Genomic DNA, 16,878 nt, shown 5'->3' with positions numbered 1-16,878 from the left:
AGACTAGAGTTTTTTCCGGGCGGGTCGGTGAGGCACGCCGGGCAGCCGGAGGTACGCGTGCGGGAAAAATCGAGGTCAGGGACGCCGGGCGGACTGGTCGTCGCGGTCACGGCTCTCGTAGTTGCCGGCGCGGCCACGGTCGTGGTGGCGGGAGTGAGCGTGCTGGCCGCCGTGATGGCGCGTCGTATCGTGACGCCGTCCGACGCACGCGCCGACGACACCGACGTTCTCGGCGTCGATCTCGAGGCCGCGACGATCACGCTCGCGGTGACGCCGGATTCCGTGTTGCCCGGTGACTACAGCTTCTGGTTCGAGCGTGAGTCCGGGCACGCCCAGCTCGGCGAGGTCCTCCGCGTGACGAAGACGGCGGTCATCCGCCGGATAGCCCGAATCGACTACGGGGACCTGAGCGAGGCCCGCAGAGGCCGCCTCGGCGGGTATTCCTATCTGGGTCCCTGGGATCTCGGCCTCCCGTTCGAGCAGGTGCAGGTGCAGACGGAGGTCGGCGAGGCCCCGGCCTGGCTGGTCCCCGCCGAGCGGCCGGACGGTCGCTGGGTGATCCAGGTGCACGGGCGGGGTGTGCGACGGCAGGAGACCCTGCGGGCCGTCCCTGTGTTCCACGACAGGGGCTACAGCTGCCTCCTGGTCTCGTATCGCAACGACGGCGACGCGCCGGGAAGCGACGACGGCCGGTACGGACTCGGGGATACCGAATGGCGCGATATCGATGCGGCGATCGGTTTCGCGGCGGCTCGCGGCGCGACGAGCATCGTGCTGATGGGGTGGTCGATGGGCGGCGCGATCGTGCTGCAAACCGCGACGCGTACGGGCTACCCGCACCTGCTCTCCGGCATCGTGCTCGATTCGCCTGTGATCGACTGGGCAGACGTCGTCGCGTTGCAGGGCAGCACGCTTCGCCTGCCTGGCCTCGTTGCCACGGGGGCCATGCAGGTCCTCGGCCGGCGGTGGGGCGGCCGCCTCACCGGCCAGGCGAGTCCGATCGACTTCCGCAGGCTCGACTTCGTGACCCGCGCCGACGACCTCGAGCTCCCCGTGCTCCTGATGCACAGCGATGACGACGGCTACGTGCCCTCGAGCCCGTCGCGCGCCCTCGCGGTTCGCCGGCCCGACATCGTGACCTTTCTACCGTTCACCGTCGCGCGGCACACCAAACTCTGGAACTATGACAGGGAAGGATGGAACGCGGCGATCGGGACCTGGCTCGGCGAACTCGAATCCCCGGCGGAACCGACCGGGCCTGATGATCCGCTCCACCCGGCCGGATAGCGGTCTCAGGGGCGCTCGCGCAGCTTGCGCTTGGTGCGGGCGAGCATCGCGGACATGCCACGGATGCGGAGCGGCGAGACCGCCTGCGTGAGTCCGATGGTCTGCGGGTAGTCGTCCGGCACGGCGAGCACCTCGGCGACGGACAGGCCGTCGAGGCCCTGCGCGAGGATGGACGCGAATCCCCGGGTCGTCGGGGACTCCCTGGGCGCCGTCGCGTGCAGGTGCACCGCGTCCCGGTCGTCGACATCGACGAAGATGAACACGGGTGACTGGCACTCGACGACGCGTTCGAGCAGGTCGGGATGCTCCTGGTACCGGCTCGGAAGCTCGGGGAGTTCATCGGCGAACTCGAGCAGAAGGAGTAAGCGGTCCTTCTGTTCCAGCTCGAGGAAGTCTTCCTGGATCTCGGCCAGTTTCGCGGGCAGTTCGGTGGTGGTCATCAATCAGATCCTGTCCTGGTTCAGCGGGGTTCGGGGGCCGTACCGGCGGCCGCTCCCGTGACGATCGGGACCCGCACGGCGTTGCCCCATTCCGTCCAGGAACCGTCGTAGTTGCGCACGTCCTCGAATCCGAGCAGGTGGGTGAGCACGAACCAGGTGTGGCTCGACCGCTCGCCGATCCGGCAGTACGCGATCACGGCATCGTTCTCGCGGAGCCCCGCCTCGCCGCGGTAGATCGCCTCGAGTTCCGCGCGGGACTTGAAGGTCGCATCCGGTGCCGCGGCGCGCGCCCACGGCACGGAGGCCGCAGAGGGGATGTGGCCGCCGCGCAGGGCGCCTTCCTCCGGGTATGCGGGCATCGTGGTGCGCTCCCCGGTGTACTCCTCGGGGGAGCGGACGTCGATGAGCGGGCGGCCGAAGTGTGCGAGCACGTCGTCCTTGAAGGCGCGGATCGGCGCGTCGTTGCGGGGGACGAGGGGGTACTCCGCGGCAGCCACCTCCGTGGCCTCGCGGGTCAGGGCTCCGCCCTCGGCGATCCACTTGTCCCTGCCGCCGTCGAGCAGGCGCACGTCGGGGTGGCCGAAGAGGCTGAACACCCAGAGCGCGTACGCGGCCCACCAGTTGTTCTTGTCGCCGTAGATCACGACGGTGGAATCGCGCGCGATGCCCTTCGAACCCAGGACGGCCGCGAAGGCAGCGCTGTCGACGAAGTCCCGCTGGACCGCGTCGTTGAGCTCGGTGTGCCAGTCGATCTTGACGGCGCCGGGGATGTGGCCGCTCTCATAGAGGAGCACGTCCTCGTCGGACTCGAGGACAGTGAGTCCGGCATCACCCTGGTGTTCGCGCAGCCAGGCCGTGCTGACGAGCCGTTCGGGATGAGCGTACGCGGCGAACTTGGCATCCGGATCGAGATCGACGGGCATGGGAACCTCCAGTGGGGCCGGGCGGTGCCCCGGGATCATTTGAACGCGGTTTAGGCTGGTCTTCCGGCCCGCGCTTCGAATGTACGCGGTCCGGCCTGGTCGCGCATTCGTGGTGAAATACTTCAACACGAATGTCCGAAAAGCAGCCCATATGGCCAACCGAGACAGAAACACGGGTATTCCACGATGGTTCCAGAGGCGCCCCGGGCTCCCAGTCGGCTGCATCTGCTCGCGGAACGCTCTCCCGAGATCACGGGGGCCGAAATCGTCGCCGAACTCGTGCCGCCTCCCCAGTTCGAGCACGCCTCATTCGAGTCCTACCGGCCCGATGTGAACTTCCCTTCCCAGCTCGAGGCCGTCGACCGGCTCACGGCCTTCGCCGAGGCCTGGCGACCGCAGCGCCCCGGCGGATTCTTCTCACGTACCCGGAAGGCTCCAGCGCAACTCCCGGGGATCTACCTCGACGGTGGGTTCGGCGTCGGGAAGACCCACTTGCTCGCCGCGCTGTGGCACTCCGCGCCGGGCCCCAAGTACTTCGGCACCTTCATCGAATACACCGCCCTCGTCGGGGCGCTCGGTTATGCTGCGGCGGTCCGGCAGCTCTCCGGGGCGAAGCTCATCTGCATCGACGAGTTCGAACTCGACGACCCGGGCGACACCATGTTGATGACGCGGTTGCTCGGCGAGCTCGTGGCCTCGGGCACCCGGGTCGCCGCGACCTCCAATACGCCGCCGAATTCACTCGGTGAGGGCCGGTTCGCGGCCATCGACTTCCTTCGCGAGATCCGCGCCATGTCCGCGAACTTCGAAATCCTCCGCATCGACGGGCTCGACTACCGCAGGCGCGACATCGAAGGCCACTCCGTCGCCGTCGAGGGACCCGAACTCGACCGGCTCGTCGCGGCGCTCGTGGCCAGGGGAGCGAACGTGACGGAAGACGACTTCGGTTCCCTGATCCGGCATCTCAGCACCGTGCATCCGTCGAAGTACATCAAACTGATCGCCGGGGTCGAGGTCATCGCCCTGACCGACAGCTACCTGTTGACCGACCAGACGGATGCCCTGCGGCTGGTCGCCTTCATCGATCGCGTCTACGACGCCGAAATACCGATCGTCGCGAGCGGGTTGCCCCTCGCGGAGGTCTTCGACGATGAGATGCTCGCGGGCGGCTACCGGAAGAAGTACCAGCGCTCCCAGTCGCGGATGGTGGCACTGACAACGGGCGAGCTCCCTCCGCACGACTGAAACCGGGATCCGTCGCGGCCGAATGCGGCTCTGACGTGCCTGTTTGCCGGAACGGCCCTGTCGAATCGGCGGCTGAGTCAAGCCGGGAAACGCGGAGTCGGGAGATACCGGGCGTCAGGAAACACGATGTTAACACGGTCAACAATCGCGTAACGCGGTCGAAACATCCCTGAGCGTGTGCGGAAACGTGTGCACTCCACACTGTCTCTGTACCTGCCGATACACGCTTCACGCTCACCCTGTGCACGTCGGCGGTCATCCCTGTTAGTTAGAGAGAGGTAACCATATCCATGGTTGAACTGTCGGTCCTGCTGGACGATACGACTGATGCACTTACCACAAACATCAATTCCCTGTGGCTCCTCGTCGCGGCAGCCCTCGTCCTCCTGATGACTCCGGGCGTGGCCTTCTTCTACGGCGGCATGGTCAAGGCGAAGAGCGTCATCTCCATGATGATGATGAGCTTCGGCGCCATGGGCCTGATCGGCGTGCTGTGGGTCCTCTACGGTTACGGCCTGTCCTTCGGACCGCCGCTCATCGGCGGCTGGCTCGGAAACCCGTCCGAGCTGATCGGCCTCAACGCACTCCTGACGAGCGGCAAGGACGGCGGACCCGACCTGGGCGCCCTCGCGTTCGCCGGCTTCCAGGCCACCTTCGCGATCATCACCGTCGCCCTCATCTCCGGAGCGATCGCCGACCGGGCCAAGTTCGGCGCGTGGATGATCTTCGCCGGCGTCTGGGCCACCCTGGTCTACTTCCCGGTCGCGTACTGGGTGTTCAACCTCACGGACGGCTGGGCTCCCTTCCTCCTCAAGGTCAACGACTTCGCCGGCGGCACCGCGGTGCACATCAACGCCGGTGCGGCCGGCCTCGCCCTCGCCCTGGTCCTCGGCAAGCGCGTCGGCTTCAAGAAGGGCATCTCCAAGCCGCACAACGTGCCGCTGACCCTCCTCGGCGCCGCACTGCTCTGGTTCGGCTGGTTCGGCTTCAACGCCGGCTCCGAAGCCGCCGTCGACGGTATCGCCGCCCTCGCCTGGATCAACACCCTCGCAGCACCCGCCGCCGGTATCATCGGCTGGCTGATCGTTGAGAAGATCAAGGACGGCAAGCCGACCATGATCGGTGCAGCATCGGGCGCCGTCGCAGGCCTCGTCGCGATCACCCCCGCGTGTAACATCCTGACCCCGATGTGGGGCATCCTCCTCGGGCTCATCGTGGGCGCCGTCTGTGCCGTCGCGATCGACCTGAAGTTCAAGCTCGGCTTCGACGACTCCCTGGACGTCGTGGGCATCCACCTCGTCGGCGGCATCATCGGAACGCTCTACGTCGGTCTCGTCGGCAACAACGTCGGCCTCCTCCAGACGGGCAGCTTCAACCAGCTCGGCGTGCAGGCCCTCGCGGCATTCGGCATCGGCATCTACTCCTTCGTGATGGCATACGCCATCGGCTGGATCATCCAGAAGACGATCGGCTTCCGCATCACGAACGAAGACGAAGTAGCCGGCGTCGACACCATCGTGCACGGCGAAGAGGGCTACGCGCTCGACGCCGTCTAACCGGCACTTTCTCTGCGCGGGCAGCTGAAACCAGAGCCAGCCGAAACAAGAAGGGGCGCATCCGCGGCACGCGGATGCGCCCCTTCTTGCGTCCGATCCGGTGCCTGTGCACGAGCGGATGCTGACCGTCGACCCAGCAGTCGCCCGTCAGCGCCTGACGGATCGGGTGCGATACAGTGTGGCTGTGTCAGCCATCCGCGGTTTCTTCAGTGCCCTGCGGCGACTCTTCGCGCCGACGAGGCCTCGCAGTGACCGGTCGACGGTTCCGAGCCCTGGTCGAACCGGAGCGGGCGCGACCGTCGAAGTCGACCCGCGGAGTCTTCGTGATGTACGGCTCGCCTACCGGCCGACCCGGAATGCGAGTCCGGACCCTGGAGAAATCGTCTGGACCTGGGTTCCCTTCGAGGAACGTGACGGGCGCGGCAAGGACCGCCCGGTCGTGATCGTGGCCGAGGCGGGCAAAGGGGCCGTCCTGGCCGTCCAGTTGACGAGCAAGGACCGAACCGGGCACCCCGACTATGTGGCGCTCGGCGTCGGCGACTGGGACAGGAGCGGCCGTCCCAGCTGGGTCAACGTGGACCGGGTCTTCATCGTGAACCCGGGCGGCATGCGTCGTGAGGCCGCCAGGGTCGATGCCGCGCGCTACGGGCGCATCGCGACGGTCCTGCGCGGCCGTTACGGCTGGAACTAGGACCATGCCGAGCAGTCACCCGGCCTCGTCGATTGCGCCGCCCCTCGCCGGCCGGGCTGTTGCGAGCCAGCGCTGGTCGCACCTCTGCTTCGTGCATTGGCGCGTGCCGGCCGCCGAGGTCGCACCGCTCCTGCCCGCGGGCCTGGTTCCCGACGAATTCGACGGCACCAGCTGGGTGGGCCTCATCCCGTTCGTCCTGGATCGGGCCACGATCTGGGGCAGCCCACCCATTCCGTACTTCGGGAATTTCGTGGAGGTGAATGTCCGGCTCTACGCCGTCGACGCCGAGGGGCGACGCGGAGTCGTCTTCGTCTCCCTCGAGGCGTCGCGGCTCGCGGCGGTGCTCGCTGCCCGTGCCGCGTTCGCACTTCCGTACATGTGGTCGCGGACGCGGCTGGCCGTCGTGGCGGGCGAGTACCGCTATTCCTCCCTGCGGCACTTCGCAGGCCGGGCCAGGACCGATATCGTCGTCCGGCCGGGGATGGAACCGGTGACCGGTGAACCGCTCGCGGACTTCCTCACGGCGCGCTGGGCGCTTTTCACCCGTGCCAGGGGGCGCACGGTCTACCTCCGTAACCACCACGAGCCCTGGGAGCTCGTCCAGGCCGAGCTCGTGCACCTGGACGACACTCTGCTGGCCGAGGCCGGCTTCCCGGCGCTCAGCGGGCGCGTACCGGATTCGGTGCTGTATTCGCCGGGCGTCACGACCCGTTTCGGAACGGGCTGACCCGTATCACTGGCGGTCCGGCGGCCGAGCGGGGAGCCCATTGACAACAGGACCCCCTCGCCGGTAACGGTCGAGGGGGCCCTGTCGGGCGTTCGGGAAGCCGGGGGACTATGCCCCGCAGGTGACGGTGACTCCGTTGTTGTCGAAGACGCCTGCGCCGTGCTCCGTGCAGAATGCCGCAAGGTTGACGCCCGCGCTGACTGCGACCGCGATCACGATCCCGACGACGATGATGCCGACGACACTGATGATGATTCCGGCGAGGGCGAAGCCGTTGCCGAGTCCTGCCTTCTTCGACTTGACGAAGCCGACGATGCTGACAATGAGCCCGAAGGGCTGCAGCGAGACGAGGGAGAGGATGAGACCGACAATACCGAGGGTCTTGCCGGGGTTGACTGCGGAGGCTACGGGAGTCGTCATGGTGACGGCCTTTCTGTGGGCGCCGGAACCCGGACGGGCAGGCGGCAGATGGGTATGGGGAACCCAGACAGCTGAAGGAACCGGAGGTCGGTCGGGTGATCGTCCGGGTGGCGGCTGCTCGGGTGACGTGCGGCAGCAGAAAGCACGAACGGCAGCAGGGGGCGTCGTGTGCGCTGCGCCGAGAGATCGATGCTGGACAAGAAGGTGCCCTCTGTCGCACTGATGCGCCGGAGGGTTCGCTGGGTCAGTCGTCGGGAACTGTAGTTCTTGTCTGGCTTGGGTCGAGCATGGCACAGCGGACACTCAGAGTGCAAGGAGGATTCTCCACGCTCGCGCCGGCCTCCGGTCGACCCCCGTCGCGACGGGGATCTCGGCTCAGCCGCCCGATCCGAGGAGGCCGGCGCCGAGCACAGCACACGCGATCGCGATGATCAGGAAGACACCCACCCAGAGCAGGCCGGGGATGTGCGTGAGGCGGGCGAGCTGGTCGGCATCCGAGGCTGTGCCGCGGCGGCGGGAGCGTGATCCCTGAAGCTCGATCACCGTGCGTACGGCGCCGAGAAGAAGGAATGCCGTCACGAGCAGGGCGAAGACGCTCTGCACGAACGCGGAACCGAACCAGGTGACCGCGAAGATCACCGTGGCCGTCGCGAGCACGGACCAGAGTCCGAACCAGTTGCGCACCTGGATGAGAAGCAGGGCGAGGGCCGCGAGCAGGAGCCAGAGCAGTCCGACCGAATACCCCAGGCTCAGGAGCCAGGCCGCACCGAGTCCGAGCAGGGCGGGCGAGGAATAGCCGGCGAGCAGGGTCAGCACCATCCCGAGTCCGCGGGGTTTGCCCCTGCTGACGGTGAGCCCCGACGTGTCAGAGTGCAGCCGGATGCCGTCGAGCTGTCGGCCGCCGAGGGTCGCGACGAGCGCGTGGCCGCCCTCATGCGCGATGGTGACCACATTCCTGCAGGCCCGCCACAACGCCGGGACGAGCACGATGGCGGCCGCGGCCGCGATGGTGAGCCAGGCGGGGATGAGGGGGAGTACATCGTTCCTGGCCGTGACACGTTCCCAGAAGCCGAGCAGGAGATCCATGTTCACAGACTAGGTGGGCGAGGCCATCCGGACGTTGCCAGGGTCAGAGCGCCGGACATGGAAAACGTCCCGCTCCCCTGAAGGCCGGGGCCTGAGGGGGAGCGGGACGCGCTGAACCGGGTGCTTAGGCGCTGGGCGTCGGGTTGGCGGCTGCCACAGAGAAGATGACGACAAGGATGACCACGAAGAGCACGAGGAAGATCGCGCTCAGGATGATGCCGGCCTTGGCGAGGCCGTTGGGGGCGCCGGCCTTCTTGGCCTGGTTGAAGCCGATGATGCTCACGATGAGGCCGGGCAGCTGGAGGTAGGGAATGAAGGCGAGGATGAACCCGACGATGCCGAGGATCTTGCCGGGGGTGGCCGTTGTGGTTTCGACGGAAGTCATGAGAGGAGCCTTTCTGGCTGTTGTACTACTGCTGGGGGGATTACCGGGTGGTGTCTGGAACGGCCGACGACGGACGCACGAGGTCTGCCGCGAGGCGTGCATGCGGCAGGTCGAACGCAGCCGTCGTCGTGCGGCGTTCACGAGTCCCGGGAAGCGAACGATGCGACTCGGTTCACTTCACGGAACAGGACGGGAGTACAGCGCTCTTTCGTGATGAAGACGAAGGAGGGTTCGCTGGGCCGGGGATCCAATGGGATGGTCCTTCGGCTTGAAGAAGAGCTTGGCACAGGACGCACTCAGGTTGGCGGGATTGGCCCCCCCCAGTACGAGGGTACAAAAAAACCCCGCTCCGGCGGGGTTTTCTCCTGTGTAGGAGTGGGCGATACCGGACTCGAACCGATGACCTTTTCCGTGTAAAGGAAGCTGCGACCCCAGTCACCGTCCAGAGAACCGCATAATTCCGCGAAACTTTGGTCACTCCAGATCACCGGAAATGACTGCCGTGGATGGAAATTGTTTGTGAAATGTTTGTGCTCACGGCTAGGCAGGCGCACCGCGCATAGAGCTCGCGCCTGGCTGACTGGGGCCGCCGCCGCACCTGGCCAGGTGCTCACCTCGATTGTCGGCGGTGCAATCGAGTGAGGCTTCTGAGGCACCGCGCATAGAGGTAGTTATGGACATCTTCAATCCCGACCTGCTCATGACCGGCACTCTTACCGAGGCCTCGCGATTCGCGTCGCGGTCCGGCCTGCAGACGCGGCAGTGGGAACTCATGGAGGAGCTCGATGCGCCGTTGCGCGTCTATAGGGTGTTGACTGTCCGGGAGATGCGGGAGCTCGCTCCACGGCGTGAGAACAACGCCAGGGACGCGCGCATGTCCTATTCGTGGGAGCACGCGGAGACCGATGATCACCGCGCTGGGGTGTTCACTTTTGGCGGCTGGCCGGTGCCTGAGCCCAGCTCTCCGCGCCACAGCGAATAGGGAGCATGTATGCAACTCCTTGTACTCGGCCCCAGCGCAATAAACCGTGACACGTCTCGCAACGGAGCGTTGGAGCGTGAGCTCTTTGCTCGGGCATCGGGCGATGTCTTAGATGCTCCGCCGGCGATGGCAGGCCGAGAGAATTCTCTCGAGCTCATCGCAAGGGCAGCGGCCGCGGGCATCCGTATCGCCACCATCAGCGACGGCTGGGCCGGTCAGACCGAGGAAGAAGAAGTTGAGCTTGACCTTCGAAGTGCGGCGGGTGTGGACGTCGGCCCGCTGGTGGATATTTCCCTGACGAGTGTGAGGCTGGCTGGCGAACGGGCCGGGGAGTTCGAGGACTTCAGCCGGCGCATCCGCGCGCTGCGAGCCTTCCTTGCTGAGCAACCGTCGCTGAGCCAGCTGGAACGGTTGGTTGTGCTCGACTCCGGGGCGAGGGGGACGGCTGGACGCGAGCTCGTAACGGGCGCCCTCAGTGGGCTTATAAAGGACCGCGTCATCGACATCGTCGTCATCGACCCCGGACCCTGGGGGCTCACCCAGGGCAGCTGTTCCCAGGTCTGCCGAGTCATTGAGATCGATGCCCCGGCGCCTAACCCACGGGGTCCGTCTGGAGACGGCGAGGCGCTCTTTTGAGGGGCAGCATGGAGAAGTGCCGTGTCCACTACTCACATGACGCGACTCGGTCATACGTCGTTACGCAATCCGGGTTCCCGGAGCCGGACCCGCTGAACGCCATCACGAAAAAGATGGTCAGCGCAAGGGCGATGGCTGTCATCTTCCACCACACCATGCGCTTGAGGACTGTTCCGTCGTCGTCGTTCTTTTGTTCCGGCGGTGCTGGGATTGCAAAGCCAACGGCGATGAGGAATCCAGCCACAATTACGTCCAGAACTTGCCAAGTCCCACGGGAGAGATGGATCCACGCGACCGGGGTCCACAGGATGCATATTGGAACAAAAAGCGCAAGCCAAGCTGGGCGCTCAGACCGGATTGCAAAGAACGCAAGCAAAACGGCTGCAGAGCTCAATGCGGTTCGGAAGTAGAAGTAGAAACCGTATGGCAGGTCTAATGCTCCGACAAGAGCCAAGCCTCCGGCAAACGTCGCCGGGACAATGGCCGGATATCGGTTTGTAAATGACAATTGGGCGGACGCTGCGTCGCTGGGCACACGTTGAGCGTAAGGGACACTAATGCATCCGAAAGCGATCCTGGACGCCATGTCTTCAGCAAGTCCACATGCTCCAGCAAAAGACGGCCCTTCATGCTCGGCCAAAGACCGGTTTATGGAGGATGGAAGATAGCGAATCACCCCGGGGTGAAGCGTGACCGTTGCTATGGAACGGACGCTTCGACCAGTGGTGACCTCGCTTGGCGTTAGCTGAAGCAGTTCTTCGTTTGTAGCCGCGATCTAACATTTAACGGTTCGCGAGAACCAGACCGACATCAACCCTGCAAGGACGAGTAGGTGCGTGCTCGCTCCCGCGATGCGCCAGACTGAGCTTCGGGGCCTGCATCGGGGACCGAAACTGCAGAACCGAGGGGCGCACAGTGATTGAGAAGCTCGTCATCGAGAATTTTCTACAGTTTGAAAGCCTCGCTTTTGACCTGGATCCGGAGCTCAACATCCTCGTTGGCAATAATGATGCAGGTAAGTCGACGGTTATCCAAGCTTTAGAGATGGTGCTTGCCGGTCGGATTGGAGGACGTTCTCTAGAACCAGAATTGTCCCCCTTTTGGTTCACTCAGTCTGCAGTAGAGAACTACCTTTCCGGGATCATCGCCGGAAACCAGGTTGAACCGCCGACAATTGTCATCGAGGTGTATTTTCGGGACGATGCGGCGTTGGCTCGGCTCAAGGGGAAGAACAACTCCCTGGCCAGAGATGTGCCTGGAATCCGTCTCGAGGTAAGCCTCGACCGCGCCTACTCAGCGGAATACGCTGCCTATATATCCGAGCCGACAGCTGTCAAGTCCGTGCCTATCGAGTTCTATCGTGTGGACCGTCGGGACTTTGCCGGAGAGAGCGTCGTCGGAACGCGAGCGTTAGTGACTGCAGTGGTCATCGATGCATCGACTTTGCGTCTGCAAAGCGGTACCGACTACTACTTACGGAAATCAATATCTCAGAACCTGACGCCTGAGGCGCGCGCCAAACTGTCCCTGGCCTTTCGAAGCCATCGTGAGGGACTGCTGTCCGACCCGGCCTTTGTTGCTGCCAACGCACAGCTTGGCTCTGAGCGCACCACGCTCAGCAAAAAGAGTCTCGCTCTCTCCACAGATTCTTCTGCTCGGGCCTCATGGGAATCCGGAATTATCCCGCACCTTGACGGAATTCCGTTCTCTCAAATTGGGCAGGGCGAGCAATCTGCATTCAAGATTCTGCTCGCTCTGGAGAAGAGCGCTTCGGACCGAAACGTCGTGATGATTGAAGAGCCAGAGAACCACCTGTCACATAGCAACCTGAACACCCTAATTGGATTGATTCGCGAGCGTAGCGTCGGCCAGCAGTTGGTACTGACGACACACAGCTCGTTTGTTCTTAATAAACTCGGTGTCGAGAAGCTTCGCCTCATCTCGAACGGGACGGTCGGGGTCCTAAACGGCCTTGAGGCCGATACCCAAAGCTACTTTCTTCGATTGTCGGGGTACGACACCCTCCGCATGGTGCTCGCGCGCGCTGTAATTCTCGTCGAGGGTCCGTCGGACGAACTGGTCGTGCAAAAGGCGTACGTCCAGAAATACGGGTGCATGCCGCTTGAAGACGGCGTCGACGTAATGAGCGTGCAGGCTCTAGCCTTCAAGAGGTTCCTCGCATTGGGTCAAGCTCTTGGGTGCAAGATCGCCGTCGTGACCGACCTCGACGACGATGCCAGTGACGCGAAAGCCAGAAAACGATTCGAAGCATTTGAGCGGGACGGCGTCGTTAGAGGCTTCGTCGGCCAAGCGCCAAACGGCAGGACATTAGAGCCTCAGCTGGTGGCCGCCGCGGGGCGGGACTTACTTAATGCCGTGTTCAAGACTGATTTCGATACGGACGACTTGCTGCAAAACTATATGACCGCCGAAAAGACCGAAGCGGCTCTTGCTGTATTTTCGTATGCAGACACGATTCCCATGCCGAACTATATCGACGAAGCAATTGCGTTCGTCAAGTAAAGCGTTCATCGCTTCTGCGGGCTCAGGCAAGACTGAGGACATTGTCAATCGCGCCCTGGCTGTGCCTGCTAGCGAGGGGGTCGTTCTCACCACTTACACGGACAACGGCGCCAGGGAGATCCGCGCCCGCATAGTTTTGAAGAACGGTGTTATTCCTTCAAACATCGAAGTAATCCCATGGCTGACATTCCTCATTCGACACGGTGTCAAGCCCTACCAGAATCCCGTTTTGGGGCCGAACCTCGTGAGTGGTCTACATTTCGAAAGACGACCTGGGTTTCCCAAAAAGAGCACCGCGCCTTACTACTTGGACAAGTCCTTTCGTGTCTACCGTGACTTCTTGGCCGAGTTCGCATTGCTCCTCAATGAGGAGTCGGGCGGCGCGGTCGTCGCGAGAATCGCACAAATCTATGGGCACTTCTTCTTCGATGAGATTCAGGATGTATCCGCCCGCGACTTCGAGTTTCTGCAGCTACTGCTCGAATCGCCTGTGACGATGACGCTTTCCGGTGACCCTAGGCAAGGCACGTACTCGACGACGGCATCTCGAACCAATCGTGGTCTGACCAAGTCGAACGTTATCAAATGGCTCGCTCAGATGGAGAAACTCGACCTCCTGAGCTTGGAAGAGCGCAACCATTCTTGGCGCTGCGGGCAAGCGATCTGCGATTTCGCCGATGCACTTTACCCAGAGTTTGCCGACACAAGATCACTCAACGTGAGCGCTACCGGGCACGATGGCGTCTTTCTCCTCCGGAAAGATCAAATTCCTCAGTACGTCGCTACCTATTCGCCACAACTCCTCGTCTGGGACCGTCGCAGCGAACACCACGGTCTGCCCAGACGGAACATGGGTGAGGTCAAAGGCATGACATTCCCGCGCGTCCTCATTCAACCAACGGGACCAATTGCGAAGTATTTGTCGGACGGTTCTGTCCTGGTGGAGGGCGCACGCGCAAAGTTCTACGTTGCAGCCACAAGAGCTCGGCACAGCGTGGCCATCGTGTTGGACGATCCGGGAGCCTCTGCAATTCGGTACTGGGTGCCTGACTGATGCTCGAATCTTTGTATCAGCCCACTCCTATTTGCCGCACCCAGAAACGAGACAGTTGAATGAGTAGACAGATCCTGACGGCGATCCCACGCCGCTCGATTGCCGTAGGTGCTTTTGCACTCCTCGCATTCGCAGGGGTCGTGTTTGGTCTTTTCACGCCGCGCACGAAGGATAAATTCGCGGAGGAAGTGATCGTGCGACCTGAGAACGAGCTGCCGATGGCAGCTTCTCAGCGCGATGACGCGTCTGGATCAGACGAGGAGATCCTAGGACCTGAGAATAAGCCGCCGACGGCACCTTCTGAGACCGATGACAAGTCCGGACATGCCGAGGAGTCATTGCTGGCCCGGGTAGGAAAGATGGTTGTCATCGTCTTGGTTCTAGGGATTATTGCGGTCACCGTATATGCCACGATGGTGTACTCATTTAGTCAACCGTTGGGGATTCCATCGCTCAACGCAGTTCTCGGGACTGTGACCTTGGTCGGTTTGATTTTCCAAGCGCTATCAGAGCTTGTTCGCGGCAAGCTGCAGGACACGTTCAAAGTTGCTGGCCATGGACTCGTGATAATGGGCGGTACGTTATTGGCTTTTAGTCTCTGGGGGACACTCGGATTGAAGTGGCCATGGTAACCACGTGGCTGTTCGCGGCTCGGCGCTCAATCGGTCCACTCATCGCCGAGGCCCGCCGGTTCCGCCTCTGGCATTCGCCGAAACGTGCGAGTCCCCTAGCGGCAGGTTCAACGAGCGATAACCACGCTTAGCGTGACTCCAGGAGTCCCGAGCATTATCAATGTTTGACCGCGCATAGATTCGGTCGTGGACAACGAACTCGCACCCCTCGGCTCACCGCTCGCGCTCGCGCAGGTCGCGCTCATCGAAGCTGCACTCCTCGAATCCCAGGCGCCCAATACGCGGCGGACCTACGCTTCGGCGATGCGTGGGTTTGCCACTTGGTGCCAAGCCAACGACCAGCCCTCGCTACCGTCAAATCCCGCGGTTTGCGCGGCGTTCCTCGTCGAGCTCGCCGAGACGAAGTCGATGTCTACCATCACTGTCGCGGTCGCGGCAATCCGGGATGCTCACTTGGCTGGCGGGCATAGAGACCCGACCGGATCCCGCGGCGTGAAGACAGTGATGTCCGGATTACGGCGCAGGCTCGGGACCGCACCACTCCACCAGTCGAGGGCCTTCGATGTGCCCGAGCTCAAGCGGATTCTCGCCTTTGACCGAGCCACCCCCGCAGGCAAGCGGGACGCTGCGCTCATCCTCCTGGCCTTCGCTTCTGCGATGCGGCGCAGTGAGCTCGCGGCCCTAACCCGCGCCGACTTGGCGCTCTCGGCCGAGGGGATCCGCATCACCATTCGCCGCTCGAAAGCAGATCAGGATGGTGCCGGCGCGGTCATCGGCGTGCCGGCTGGGCACCACATGGCGACGGACCCGCTGCGGGCGATGCGGCAATGGCTTAGCGTGCGCAGCGGGTCGAAGAGTGACCTCGTCTTCGCCCGAGTGAGCCGGACCGGGGTGGTACTGGCGGGCGGGTTGACGGGGCAAAGTGTCAATGTCATTCTGCAAAATAGAGCGGCTGCTGCGAGGGTGGAGCTCGACGGGGTGTCGGCCCATTCCCTGAGAGCCAGCCACATCACGGAGGCGAGCCGCGCCGGCGTTCCTCTTGAGCAGATCATGCGGACTTCCCGCCACGCCTCAGTGGCCGTGGCCCTGGGATATATTCGGTCGGCGGGAGTGATTCAGGACTCCTCAGCTGGAGCGCTGGGACTCTGAGTCACGGTGGCCGCGAGATAGTGGGGCGGTCCTCGGTGGTGAGCCATGGCTCCTCGCCAGTCAGAGCGACGGGTTCGTCACCGTCGGGCACGGGCAGGCTGGCGAGGGGCCTCATGGCGGTGAGTTTACTCCGGCTCGGCGACCCGTTCGATGCGGCGAACCGTCGAGGTGACGTGCCAGAAGAACTCCACCGTTGGGTCATCGGAGTGCATTGTCCAGCGACCGGAGGCGCCGACCTGACATTCCTCGAGGCTTCGTAGCGGCCGCGGTCGGTCATTGAAAGTCGCGGGGCGTCCCGGGCCCGGGACGCGCTGGGCGGTCATGGCGTCGAGGTCGATGAGGTGCGAACTTCCCTGGGTCCAGACGCGCCAGCGGGCGCCTTCGGTGCCGGTCAGCTCGGTGACTTCTTCCTGCTGGTCCATAGTGACCTCCTCTGGGCCAACGGCCCTCGCCTTTCTCTATGCGCAGTGCGCGCAAAAGGCCCGGTGACTCGAGGGTCACCGGGACTCTTATGCCCCTAGTCGTGCAGCGATTGCCGCCGCTCGGCTTCCTCACCAGACACCGGCAGGCTGGCCGGTATTGCCTCAAGGTCGGCGCTTAGGCCGGCGAGGACAGCCTCGACGCGAGCGGTCAGGCCGAGCGGCCCGACGGGCGATGCGGTGGAGGAGAAGTCCATCTCGAGGTCGAACACTCCGTCGCCTTCCGGCAGGTCGGTGGCCTCCAGCCAAACTGTCGCCAGCCGGCCGCCCCGGCTTGACGCGAACGTGGCTTCCAGCCCGAGGAGTTCGGCCTGCTGGGCGACGACCGCGTGCAAGCATTCGAGCGCGTCTACACCCCAGGTGGTGTCCTCGGCGGCCAGCATGATGGTGATTCTCCAGGGCGGGCACCGCTGCCCCAGAGTGTCCTCCCCGGCATGCCCGGCGAGCGATACGACGCGACGAAACGCGTGCGCCCTTGGCGACCGTCGAGGTGCGATTCCGCTCCGATAGAGCTCTCACGGTCGTGGCGCTGGCGGCAGTGGCCGGGCGAGCTGAGCGATCCCTGCAGGGCGCAGCTCTCCAACATTATGTGCGATTCCCTGGCGGTTGGGATTACCGGAGCGTAGTCGCGTCGGTAATTGGTTGGGCAGCTTCGCGAGATTG

The 16,878-nt window shown here is 63.9% G+C and carries 19 protein-coding genes and 1 tRNA gene; 11 read left to right on the top strand and 9 right to left on the bottom strand.

Annotation, left to right across the window (positions count from 1 at the left end):
* Positions 1-57 precede the first annotated feature (57 nt).
* Complete coding sequence (locus tag E3O46_RS04465) at positions 58-1,287, top strand: alpha/beta hydrolase family protein (RefSeq protein ID WP_134561171.1); 1,230 nt, start codon at positions 58-60, stop codon at positions 1,285-1,287.
* A 5-nt stretch (positions 1,288-1,292) separates the two neighbouring features.
* Here E3O46_RS04465 and E3O46_RS04460 read toward each other — a convergent pair whose 3' ends face one another.
* Both E3O46_RS04460 and E3O46_RS04455 read right to left on the bottom strand, forming a co-directional pair.
* Positions 1,293-1,727: a SufE family protein gene (locus tag E3O46_RS04460; RefSeq protein ID WP_134448008.1), complete on the bottom strand. Its 435-nt coding sequence runs from the start codon at positions 1,725-1,727 to the stop codon at positions 1,293-1,295.
* Between the two features lie 20 nt (positions 1,728-1,747).
* Positions 1,748-2,650: a sulfurtransferase gene (locus E3O46_RS04455; RefSeq protein WP_134448010.1), complete on the bottom strand. Its 903-nt coding sequence runs from the start codon at positions 2,648-2,650 to the stop codon at positions 1,748-1,750.
* Between the two features lie 186 nt (positions 2,651-2,836).
* Between E3O46_RS04455 and zapE the strand changes: the two genes are divergently transcribed.
* From zapE to E3O46_RS04435, 4 genes are all read left to right on the top strand, one after another.
* Entirely contained in the window at positions 2,837-3,895 is a 1,059-nt protein-coding gene (zapE, locus tag E3O46_RS04450; protein WP_134561170.1) for a cell division protein ZapE, read from the top strand.
* A 389-nt stretch (positions 3,896-4,284) separates the two neighbouring features.
* On the top strand, positions 4,285-5,451 hold the full coding sequence (locus E3O46_RS04445; protein WP_370294846.1) for an ammonium transporter: 1,167 nt from the start codon (positions 4,285-4,287) through the stop codon (positions 5,449-5,451).
* A gap of 184 nt (positions 5,452-5,635) precedes the next feature.
* On the top strand, positions 5,636-6,142 hold the full coding sequence (locus tag E3O46_RS04440; RefSeq protein ID WP_241985051.1) for a type II toxin-antitoxin system PemK/MazF family toxin: 507 nt from the start codon (positions 5,636-5,638) through the stop codon (positions 6,140-6,142).
* Positions 6,143-6,146: 4 nt separating this feature from the next.
* Positions 6,147-6,869: a YqjF family protein gene (locus tag E3O46_RS04435; protein ID WP_134448016.1), complete on the top strand. Its 723-nt coding sequence runs from the start codon at positions 6,147-6,149 to the stop codon at positions 6,867-6,869.
* 108 nt (positions 6,870-6,977) lie between these two features.
* On the opposite strand, the gene E3O46_RS04430 is transcribed toward E3O46_RS04435, so the two are convergent.
* The 4 genes from E3O46_RS04430 to E3O46_RS04415 form a co-directional block, all read right to left on the bottom strand.
* Positions 6,978-7,289, bottom strand: a complete 312-nt coding sequence (locus E3O46_RS04430) for a hypothetical protein (RefSeq protein WP_134448018.1) — start codon at positions 7,287-7,289, stop codon at positions 6,978-6,980.
* 375 nt (positions 7,290-7,664) lie between these two features.
* The gene (locus E3O46_RS04425; protein ID WP_134561169.1) at positions 7,665-8,375 is read right to left on the bottom strand and encodes a M50 family metallopeptidase; all 711 of its coding nucleotides are present in this window, start codon (positions 8,373-8,375) and stop codon (positions 7,665-7,667) included.
* Positions 8,376-8,499: 124 nt separating this feature from the next.
* Positions 8,500-8,760, bottom strand: a complete 261-nt coding sequence (locus tag E3O46_RS04420) for a hypothetical protein (RefSeq protein ID WP_134448022.1) — start codon at positions 8,758-8,760, stop codon at positions 8,500-8,502.
* Positions 8,761-9,136: 376 nt separating this feature from the next.
* Positions 9,137-9,204: transfer RNA gene (locus tag E3O46_RS04415), tRNA-Ser, on the bottom strand.
* A 229-nt stretch (positions 9,205-9,433) separates the two neighbouring features.
* Here E3O46_RS04415 and E3O46_RS04410 point away from each other — a divergent pair.
* On the top strand, positions 9,434-9,742 hold the full coding sequence (locus E3O46_RS04410; RefSeq protein WP_134448024.1) for a hypothetical protein: 309 nt from the start codon (positions 9,434-9,436) through the stop codon (positions 9,740-9,742).
* Positions 9,743-9,751: 9 nt separating this feature from the next.
* Complete coding sequence (locus E3O46_RS04405) at positions 9,752-10,378, top strand: hypothetical protein (RefSeq protein WP_134448026.1); 627 nt, start codon at positions 9,752-9,754, stop codon at positions 10,376-10,378.
* Positions 10,379-10,406: 28 nt separating this feature from the next.
* On the opposite strand, the gene E3O46_RS04400 is transcribed toward E3O46_RS04405, so the two are convergent.
* Entirely contained in the window at positions 10,407-10,913 is a 507-nt protein-coding gene (locus tag E3O46_RS04400) for a DUF6804 family protein (protein ID WP_134448028.1), read from the bottom strand.
* A gap of 380 nt (positions 10,914-11,293) precedes the next feature.
* Between E3O46_RS04400 and E3O46_RS04395 the strand changes: the two genes are divergently transcribed.
* The 4 genes from E3O46_RS04395 to E3O46_RS04380 all read left to right on the top strand — a co-directional run bounded on the left by E3O46_RS04395 (position 11,294) and on the right by E3O46_RS04380 (position 15,736).
* Positions 11,294-12,901 (top strand): ATP-dependent nuclease, encoded by a 1,608-nt coding sequence (locus tag E3O46_RS04395; RefSeq protein WP_134448030.1) that lies wholly within the window; start codon positions 11,294-11,296, stop codon positions 12,899-12,901.
* Positions 12,902-13,241: 340 nt separating this feature from the next.
* Positions 13,242-13,955 carry a hypothetical protein gene (locus E3O46_RS18915; protein WP_166787321.1) on the top strand — a complete coding sequence of 238 codons (714 nt, stop codon included), beginning with the start codon at positions 13,242-13,244 and terminating at the stop codon, positions 13,953-13,955.
* A 59-nt stretch (positions 13,956-14,014) separates the two neighbouring features.
* Positions 14,015-14,587 (top strand): hypothetical protein, encoded by a 573-nt coding sequence (locus E3O46_RS04385; RefSeq protein WP_134448034.1) that lies wholly within the window; start codon positions 14,015-14,017, stop codon positions 14,585-14,587.
* A gap of 186 nt (positions 14,588-14,773) precedes the next feature.
* Entirely contained in the window at positions 14,774-15,736 is a 963-nt protein-coding gene (locus E3O46_RS04380) for a site-specific integrase (RefSeq protein WP_134561168.1), read from the top strand.
* 125 nt (positions 15,737-15,861) lie between these two features.
* Here the strand turns inward: E3O46_RS04380 and E3O46_RS04375 are convergent, their stop codons facing one another.
* Together E3O46_RS04375 and E3O46_RS04370 are read right to left on the bottom strand one after the other, a co-directional pair.
* Positions 15,862-16,158, bottom strand: coding sequence for a hypothetical protein (locus E3O46_RS04375; protein WP_134449422.1), 297 nt, complete (start codon positions 16,156-16,158; stop codon positions 15,862-15,864).
* A 95-nt stretch (positions 16,159-16,253) separates the two neighbouring features.
* Complete coding sequence (locus E3O46_RS04370) at positions 16,254-16,598, bottom strand: hypothetical protein (RefSeq protein ID WP_134449423.1); 345 nt, start codon at positions 16,596-16,598, stop codon at positions 16,254-16,256.
* Positions 16,599-16,878 lie beyond the last annotated feature (280 nt).

This window comes from Cryobacterium glucosi (genome assembly GCF_004402235.1).
GTDB lineage: Bacteria > Actinomycetota > Actinomycetes > Actinomycetales > Microbacteriaceae > Cryobacterium > Cryobacterium glucosi.
Note: the sequence above shows the minus strand (reverse complement) of the source record. Positions and strands in the feature narration are given on the sequence as shown.